This is a genomic window from Phenylobacterium sp. (assembly GCF_044371015.1).
Classification (GTDB): Bacteria; Pseudomonadota; Alphaproteobacteria; order Caulobacterales; family Caulobacteraceae; genus Phenylobacterium.
Map to the genome: position 1 here is coordinate 1 of NZ_JBILUK010000128.1, position 8,715 is coordinate 8,715.

General features: G+C 68.2%; 7 protein-coding genes. 6 read left to right on the forward strand and 1 reads right to left on the reverse strand.

What is annotated here, in order from left to right:
- Positions 1-743, forward strand: a 743-nt coding sequence (locus ACIQ3R_RS11485) for a hypothetical protein (RefSeq protein WP_397418581.1), incomplete at its 5' end; no start/stop codon positions are given.
- Positions 744-751: 8 nt separating this feature from the next.
- Here the strand turns inward: ACIQ3R_RS11485 and ACIQ3R_RS11490 are convergent.
- Positions 752-2,395 carry a phosphatidylglycerol lysyltransferase domain-containing protein gene (locus tag ACIQ3R_RS11490; protein ID WP_397418583.1) on the reverse strand — a complete coding sequence of 548 codons (1,644 nt, stop codon included), beginning with the start codon at positions 2,393-2,395 and terminating at the stop codon, positions 752-754.
- Positions 2,396-2,513: 118 nt separating this feature from the next.
- On the opposite strand from ACIQ3R_RS11490, the gene ACIQ3R_RS11495 reads away from it, so the two are divergent.
- From ACIQ3R_RS11495 to ACIQ3R_RS11515, 5 genes are read left to right on the forward strand one after another with little or no spacing between them, the layout of a single operon-like run.
- Positions 2,514-3,731, forward strand: a complete 1,218-nt coding sequence (locus tag ACIQ3R_RS11495) for an acyl-CoA dehydrogenase family protein (protein WP_397418585.1) — start codon at positions 2,514-2,516, stop codon at positions 3,729-3,731.
- Between the two features lie 24 nt (positions 3,732-3,755).
- Positions 3,756-4,964, forward strand: a complete 1,209-nt coding sequence (locus ACIQ3R_RS11500) for an acyl-CoA dehydrogenase family protein (RefSeq protein WP_397418587.1) — start codon at positions 3,756-3,758, stop codon at positions 4,962-4,964.
- A gap of 44 nt (positions 4,965-5,008) precedes the next feature.
- Positions 5,009-6,214, forward strand: coding sequence for an acyl-CoA dehydrogenase family protein (locus ACIQ3R_RS11505; RefSeq protein WP_397418589.1), 1,206 nt, complete (start codon positions 5,009-5,011; stop codon positions 6,212-6,214).
- 27 nt (positions 6,215-6,241) lie between these two features.
- Positions 6,242-7,447, forward strand: coding sequence for an acyl-CoA dehydrogenase family protein (locus tag ACIQ3R_RS11510; protein WP_397418591.1), 1,206 nt, complete (start codon positions 6,242-6,244; stop codon positions 7,445-7,447).
- A 42-nt stretch (positions 7,448-7,489) separates the two neighbouring features.
- A complete protein-coding gene (locus ACIQ3R_RS11515; RefSeq protein WP_397418593.1) occupies positions 7,490-8,695 on the forward strand; it encodes an acyl-CoA dehydrogenase family protein in 1,206 nt (401 codons plus the stop codon).
- Positions 8,696-8,715: the final 20 nt, after the last annotated feature.

Here is an 8,715-nt window from a genome sequence, read left to right on the forward strand (position 1 = left end):
GCCTGCGCGCGCGAAACATGCGCAGTCTCCGGGTCTTGGACTGGCCCGAGTTGCGCGCCCAGTTCACCCGCTATGAGGGCCCGGCCACCCAGAACGCTCGGCGCAGCCGCTGGCTGGGCGCCATCGGCCATGCGGCTCGGGCGCAGTGGCTCGCCAACCGGTTCTGGACGGAACGGATGCGCGCGCTCTACTTTCAGACCCTGGTCAACAATCTCGGTCTCGTCGCCGAGGCCATGCGCAGCGACTCGGCGCTGGGCGAGTGGAAGCTGCTCCGGGCGCGCGCTCTGGCCGCAATGCCGACGCCGAGCGACGTGACCGGCCAGGTCAGCCGCCTCGCCAGCGCCGTCGATGATGATGAGGCCTGGGTGCTGCCCGAATGGGCCGCGGCGTCTATGCCGCCCGCCGCCTCCGAAGAGCTGGACCTGTTGCTGAGCCATCTCCGCATGCAGCGGTTCGACAGTCAGATCGACTACGCTGCGCGCAAGACGGGCGAAACAGACCGCGCGACGCCCTGGCGATCCCGCGCCCTGGCGCGTGCGCTCAGCATGATCGGTCGCGGCCGCGCGACCTCGGGCGACGCCGAGCGTTCCGCAGCCTACGGCGCGGCGGTCCAGCAGCTCCGGGACCGTTTCGACGCCGGCGACCTTGGCGAGAAACTGGCGGCCCTGCGCGAAATGGAGATCGTCGCTTATCGCGACCTCCGCGCCTTCGTCGCCGCGCACTGGCCGGGGCGCGAAGCCTAGGACGTCTCCTAATCCTCCGTCTTCTTCGGCCGCTTGGTCAGTCCGGCGACACCGCCGGAGGCCAGGAGGCCCACGTCGGCCATCATTCGGGGGATGTTCCAGGAGCGCGGCGCCGCGACGAACCGAGGCTGCCATGTCGGGTCGTACTTCGACTTGTAATGGCGCACGCCCTGGAAGTTGTAGATTTCCTCGCCCCGGTCGTAGATCAGCCGGCCCACGCGGCTCAGTGCGGGCGCCAGGGGTCGATCATCGAGGCCGGACAGCGGCGCCATTCCGAAGTCAAAGGCGTCATAGCCCTGCTCCTGGCCCCAGCGGATCAGCTCGACGAACAGGTAATCCATGATCCGCGGCGGCCCCTCGGGCACGAACCGCATCAGGTCGATGGAGAACGACTGCTTCGAGGCCACGGTCCACAGGGTCGCGAAGGCGATGATCCGGCCCTCCCAGCGCACGATGGCGGCCGGAAACTCCTGGATGTAGCGCTCATAGAAGCCGCCCAGCGCGAAGCTCTTCTCGCCGCCCGCATGGGTCTCGAGCCATTTGTCGGAAATGCGCCGCAGGTCGCCCATAAGACCCGCCACTTCGGTGGGCGGCACGATCTCGAAGGTCGCCCCATCGTCCTTGGCGCGACGCCACGCGCGACGCAAATTGCCGCGCTTCGTGCCCTCGATGGTGAAGCTTTCGAGCGGCGCCACAGCGCCTTCGCCCATCTTGGCGATGGCGAATCCCAGTTCGACGATGTCCGGCAGGTCGTCGGCTTCCAGGTTGTAGAATCCCGGTCGCGCCGCATGCGCATCGGCGAGCTCCCGGAACCGCCATAGCAACTCCAGGCGCTCGTCGCGGCGCCCGACCGTAGAGCCCAGCGCCACCCAGGAGCGGCCCCGGACGCCGAACATCAGGAAACTCTCGCCGGTCGCCGAGAACAGGAACCGCTTGTCGCCCAGCAGCGCGAGATTCGAGGTCGGACGCGACATTTCCGCCTTGGCCAGCACGGCGCGGACGCGATCAAACTCAGGGTCCGCCTCGCCGACGATCGGCGGCGGCGCGGCCGAGCCCATCAGCCGCCAGACGCCCACGGCGAACAGCGCCAGCGCCGCCCCGGCCCAGGCGCGCAGGGCGCGGGCGGCGTCCTCATCGGCCATCACCTGCCACCAGGGCATGTCGCCATAGTCGACGTTCTGGAACGACCAGATGCCGATCAGACCCGCGCCCACCACGAACGCCGCCGCCGAGAGCAACCAGCCCGGGGTCACCTCCATCCGCGACAGCCGCGCCTTCCGCGGGAAGGCGTGGTGGAAAGGCGCCAGCGCGGCGGCCAGCGCCAGCAGGACCACGGTCTCCTCGAAGACGAACCCTTTGGCGACACTGAGCGGCGCGGCGATGATCAAGGTCACCAATGTGCCGGCCCAGGCCGCATCCAGGCGCGCGCGCAGACCGAAGGCCAGCATCACCAGCACCAGCCCCAAGACACTGGAAACGAAGTGGCTGACCTCAATCAGCGGGGCCGGCAGATAGTTGGACAGCACGATGAAGCGCGCCGGAAACGAGGGCCGCGCGCCCGAAGTGATCAGCAGGAAACCCAACGCCAAGGTGGCGAGCGCCGCGGTCCAGGGCGCGGCGGCGACAACGGCAGGATGGCGGAAGAAGCGCATCGACTCACATCTATAGGCCAAGCGCATGACGATCCGCTCAAACGTTCGTTTGATCGGACTTGCCGACGCTTCGGTGGTCGCTAATGTTGTCTCCGATACAAACATGGAGACAAGGGCCATGGCCGACTTCGGTCCCGCCGACCTCGAGGCCTTCGCCGCCAAGGTGCGCGCGGAGCTGGAGGCGACCTATCCTGCGGAGCTAAAGTCCGGCGGGGCGAAGACCGACCCCGAGGCGATCTGGGGCGGCCGCGCCTTTGTGGGTTCAGAGGACCCTCAGATCGTCTGGCTGCGGCGCGCCGCCGAGAAAGGCTGGACCGCGCCGACCTGGCCCCGCGAGTACGGCGGAGGCGGGATGTCGGAGGCCGAGGCGCGGGTGTTGGAGCGCGAGATGGCCAAGGGCCGCTTCCGCAGCCCGCTGGCCTCGTTCGGCGTGTGGATGCTGGGTCCGGTGCTGCTCGAGTACGCCAATGAGGCGCAGAAGGCGGAACATCTGCCCAAGATCACCCGCGGCGAGGTCCGCTGGTGCCAGGGCTACTCCGAGCCGGGGGCTGGTTCCGACCTCGCGGGCCTGCAGACCCGTTGCCAGGACAAGGGCGATCACTGGCTGATCAACGGCTCCAAGATCTGGACCAGCTACGCCGACAAGGCCGACTGGTGCTTCTGCCTGGTGCGCACCGACGCCTCCAAGAAGCACGAGGGCATCTCGTTTGTTCTGATCGACATGGCCTCGCCCGGCGTCGAAACCCGTCCGATCCCGCTGATCAGCGGCGAGAGCCCGTTCTGTGAGACCTTCTTCACCGACCTGAAGATCCCCAAAGGCAACCTGGTCGGGCGGCTCAACGGCGGCTGGGAGATCGCCAAGCGGCTCCTTCAGTACGAGCGCCAGAACATCTCCGCCGGCTTCGGCGAAGGCGGCTCGGCCGGCGGCGCTTCGGGCGATCTGGCCAGCATAGCGCGCACCTACGCGCAGGATGTCGGCGCGCTCTCCGATACCGACCTGCGCCGTCGGATCACGCTCAACAAGATGGACTTCGCCGCCCTGCGCCAGACCATCGTCCGCTCGGCGGCCGAGTCCCGCGCGGGCAACGGTCCCTCGGCGACCACGTCGATCATAAAGTACGCCGCCGCCGAGTTCGCCAAGCAGCGCTCCGAGCTGATGGTCGAGGCGCTGGGCCACCAGGGGCTGGGCTGGGAAGGTCCGGGCTACGAGACCGCGGAAGTCACCGCCGTACGCGGATGGCTGCGCACCAAGGCCAACTCCATCGAGGGCGGCACCTCGGAAGTGAACCTCAACGTGGTGGCCAAGCGCGTGCTTGGCCTTCCCGACCCCAAGTAACCGACTCAAAGCAGGACGATAGCGATGGCCGATTTCGGCGCCGACATTGAGACCTTCCGGGCCGAGGCGCGGGAATGGCTCGAAGCCAACTTCCCCAAGTCCCTGGCCGACAAACCCATGGCCCAGCTCGCCAAGCTGCAGGCCCAGCCGGAGAGCCCTGAGGCCAAGGCCTGGCGTCTGGCGCTGGGCGCCAAGGGCTGGGGCACGCCGCACTGGCCCACGTCCATCGGCGGCGGCGGCCTCTCCCGACCCGAGATCGCGGTGCTGCAGGAGGAGATGACCCGCATCGGCGCGCGCAATCCCATCGGCGGCATGGGCGTCTCGATGTTCGGTCCGACCCTCCTGGAATACGGCAGCGAGGCCCTCAAGAAGGAGCACTTCCCGGGCATCGTCATGGGCGAGGTCTGGTGGTGCCAGGGCTATTCCGAGCCGGGCGCGGGCTCCGATCTCGCGGGCCTGCAGACCCGGGCCGAGGACAAGGGCGACCACTGGCTGGTGAATGGCTCCAAGATCTGGACCTCCGGCGCCCAGTACGCCGACCGCTGCTACTGCCTGGTCCGCACCGACACCTCCAAGAAGCACGAAGGCATCAGCTTCCTGCTGATCGACATGAAAGCGCCCGGCGTCGAGGTGCGGCCGATCCTCCTGATCAACGGCACGTCGCCCTTCTGCGAGACCTTCTTCACCGACGTGAAGGTGCCCAAGGACCAGCTGTTCGGCCCGCTGAACGGCGGCTGGACCATCGCCAAGCGGCTCCTGCAGCACGAACGCGACGGCATCGGCGCCAGCCTGGGCTCCGGCAACATCGGCGCCGGCTCGGCCATGCCGACCGTCCTCGATGCGGCCAAGGCCGGCGCGGGTCTGGACGCCGACGGTCGGCTCTCCGATCCCGACCTGCGTCGCCGGGTCACCGAGCACCTGATGGAGAACCGCGCCTTCCAGCTGACGGTCCGCCGCCAGCAGGACGAGGCCCGCTCGGGCAACGGCCCCTCCAACCTGGCCGCGGCCATGAAGTACGCCGGCGCCAAGATCGCCCAGGATCGCAATGAGCTGGTGGTCGAGAGCCTCGGCATGCAGGGCCTGGGCTGGGAAGGCCCCGGCTTCGAGGCCGGCGGACTGGCCGCCATGCGCAGCATGCTCCGCTCCAAGGCCAACTCCATCGAGGGCGGCTCTTCGGAGATCAATCTCAACGTGGTGTCAAAGCGGGTTCTCGGCCTGCCAGATCCGAAGTAAAGTTCGAATAAGCGGTACGAGCCGCAAACGGTGGGAGGATAAAGATGGCCGATTTCGGTGGTGCGGATCTCGACGCCTTCCGCGCCGAGGCGCGCGAGTGGCTTGAGGCCAATTTGCCCGCATCGATCCGGGGCGACGCCGCCGCGGGCATGCGCTTCATGGGCGGCGAAAAGCCCGAGGGTGACCATCTCCTCTGGCGGCAGCGCATGGGCGAAAAGGGCTGGGGCGTTCCCACCTGGCCGGCGGCCTATGGCGGCGGCGGCCTCTCGCCCGCCCAGGCGCGGATCATCAACCAGGAGATCGAGCGGATCGGGACCTACAACCCGATCTTCGGCATGGGCGTCTCGATGTTCGGCCCGACCCTGCTGGAGTACGGCACCGAGGCCCAGAAGCAGCGCCACATCCCGGCGATCGTGAAGGGCGAGCTGCGCTGGTGCCAGGGCTATTCCGAACCCGGCGCCGGCTCTGACCTCGCCAGCCTTCAGACCAAGTGCGAGGACGCCGGCGACCACTGGCGCATCAACGGCCAGAAGATCTGGACCTCGGGCGCCCAGCACGCCGACTGGTGCTTCTGCCTGGTGCGCACCGACACCTCCAAGAAGCACGAGGGCATCTCCTTCGTACTGATCAACATGCATCAGCCCGGGGTCGAGGTGCGGCCGATCCGCCTGATCGCCGGCTCATCGCCCTTCTGCGAGACGTTCTTCACCGACGCCCGCGCCGAGAAGGACGACATGGTCGGCCCGCTCAATGGCGGCTGGACGGTCGGAAAGCGGCTGCTACAGCACGAGCGTTCGGGCCAGGGCGGCTCGCGCATGGCCGGCGCCGGCGGCCCGACCTTGCAGGACATCGCCAAGCGCTACATCGGCGAGGACGCTCAGGGCCGCCTCGCCGACCCCGACCTGCGCATGCGCCTGGCCCGTCATCAGATCGACCAGCGCGCCCACGTGCTGACGGTCGCCCGCGCGGCGGCCGAGGCCAAGGGCAATGTCGATCCTTCGGCCACCACCTCGGTGATGAAGAACTCTTCGACCTGGGTCGGCCAGGAGCGCGCGGAGTTGCTCGTCGAGATCATGGGGCACCAGGGGCTGGGCTGGTCGGGCGACGACTTCCAGAAGGACGAGATCGAGGCCGTCCGCGGCTGGCTCTCCGGCAAGGCCTGGACCATCTTCGGCGGCAGCCAGGAGATCCAGTCCAACATCGTCTCCAAGCGCATCCTGGGCCTGCCCGACACCACCCAGGCGACCTGACCGCAGCAAGACTAGGGAGGCTTCCGCATGGCCGACTTCGGCGGTGAACTGACCGGCTTCCGGACCGAGGCGCGCGACTGGATCGCCGCCAACTTTCCGCCGGCGCTGAAGGGCGCCTCGCCGCCCGAGGGCCGCGAGCTGTCGCCGGATCAGGACGCCTGGCGGCGCGCCATGGGCGAAAAGGGCTGGGGCGTCCCAACCTGGCCGGCGCAGTACGGCGGCGGCGGTCTCTCGCGCCAGCAAGCGCGTATCGTGGCGGAGGAACTGGCGGCGGCGGAGGCCTACAATCCGATCGGCGGCATGGGCGTGATCATGTTCGGCCCCACGCTCCTGGAGTACGGCACCGAGGCCCAGAAGCAGCGGCATATCCCCTCGATCGTGAAGGGCGAGATCCGCTGGTGCCAGGGCTTCTCCGAGCCGGGCGCCGGCTCCGACCTCGCCAGCCTCCAGACCAAGGCCGAGGACAAGGGCGACCATTTCCTGATCAACGGCCAGAAGATCTGGACGTCCGGCGCCCATACCGCCGACTGGTGTTTCTGCCTGGTCCGCACCGACACGTCGAAGAAGCATGAGGGGATCAGCTTCGTGCTGATCGATATGCACCAGCCGGGCGTCGAGGCGCGGCCGATCCGGCTGATCAACGACACCACGCCGTTCTGCGAAACCTTCTTCACCGACGCGGTCGCCAAGAAGGAAGATCTGGTCGGCCCGCTCAATGGCGGGTGGACCATCGGCAAGCGGCTGCTTCAGCACGAACGCCAGGGCATCTCCGGCGCCGGCGGCGGCATCAACTCCGGCGCCTATGCGCTCCCGGGGCCGGTCCTGCCGGAACTCGCGCGCCGCTATGTCGGGCTCGACGCCGAGGGTCGGCTGGCTGACACCGACCTGCGCCGCCGCATCGCCGACCACATGATGGAATGCCAGGCCTTCGCGCTCACCGGTCAGCGCGCCGCCGCCGAAGCCCGCTCCAATTCCGGCCCCAGCGCCGCCTCCAGCGTCCTCAAGAACGTCGGCTCCAAGGTTCGCATGGCGCGCGGCGAGCTCTCGCTGGAGGTGCTCGGCCACCAGGGCCTGGGCTGGGGCGGCGAGCAGTTCAGCGCCGACGAGCAGGCCGTGATCAAATATGTGCTCCGCAGCAAGGCCGGCGCGATCGCCGGGGGCTCGTGGGAAGTACAACTCAACATTATCTCCAAGCGCATCCTGGGCCTGCCCGAGACCACTCAGAAGGGCTAAGGGCTCCGGTCAGATCGCTTAACCAGTAAGGACGGAACGAACATGGCGGATTTCGACGGCGCCGATCTTGAGGCCTTCCGCAAGGAAGTGCGCACCTGGGTGGAGGCCAACTTCCCGGCCTCGCTGAAGGGCAAGTCCAACCCGATGGCGCGCGACGAGCGCCCGGAGCCCACGGCCGACCAGGAAGCCTGGCGCAAGGCGGTCGGCGCCAAGGGCTGGGGCACGCCCACCTGGCCCGCGCAATACGGCGGCGGCGGCCTTTCGCCGGCTGAGGCGCGCGTGGTGCAGGGCGAGTTCGCCCGCGCCGGGGCCTACAACCCGATCGGCGGCATGGGCGTCATGATGTTCGGCCCGACGCTGCTGGAATACGGCACTGAAGCCCAGAAGATGGAGCACATCCCGCCCATCTGCCGGGGCGACCTGCAGTGGTGCCAGGGCTTCTCCGAGCCGGGCGCCGGCTCCGACCTCGCCAGCCTTCAGACCAAGGCCGAGGACAAGGGCGACCACTTCATCATCAACGGCTCGAAAATCTGGACCTCGGGCGGCCAGTATGCCGACTGGATGTTCTGCCTGGTGCGCACCGACACCTCGAAGAAGCACGAGGGCATCTCCTTCGTGATGTTCCCGATGCATCAGCCCGGCGTCGAGGTTCGGCCGATCGTGCTGATCAACGGCCAGGCCCCCTTCGCCGAAACCTTCTTCACCGACGCCCGCGCCGAGAAGAAAGACCTGCTCGGGCCGCTCAACGGCGGCTGGACCATCGCCAAGCGCCTGCTGCAGCATGAGCGCAGCGGCATCTCCGGCATGGGCGGCGGCGGCGGCATGCTGGGCCCGGCGCTGGAAGACATCGCCAAGAAGTATGTCGGCGTCGACGGCGAGGGCCGCATCGCCGACCATGACCTGCGCAACCGGATCACCCGCAATGCCATGGACACCAAGGTGTTCCAGCAGACGGCGTTCCGCGCCATGTCCGAGGCGCGAGGCAATTCCGGCCCCTCGGCCGCCACCTCGATCATGAAGAACGCCGGCACCTGGCTCGCCCAGGACCGCCACGAACTCACGCTGGAGATCATGGGCCACCAGGGTCTGGGCTGGGAGGGCGACACCTTCGAAAAGGGCGAGCTCGAGATCGTCCGCGCCTGGCTCTACGGCAAGGCCTTCACGATCTTTGGCGGCAGCCAGGAAGTGCAGTCCAATATCGTCTCCAAGCGCATCCTGGGCTTGCCTGACCTTACGCAAGCGAACTGAGATGATTGCCGACATGCCCC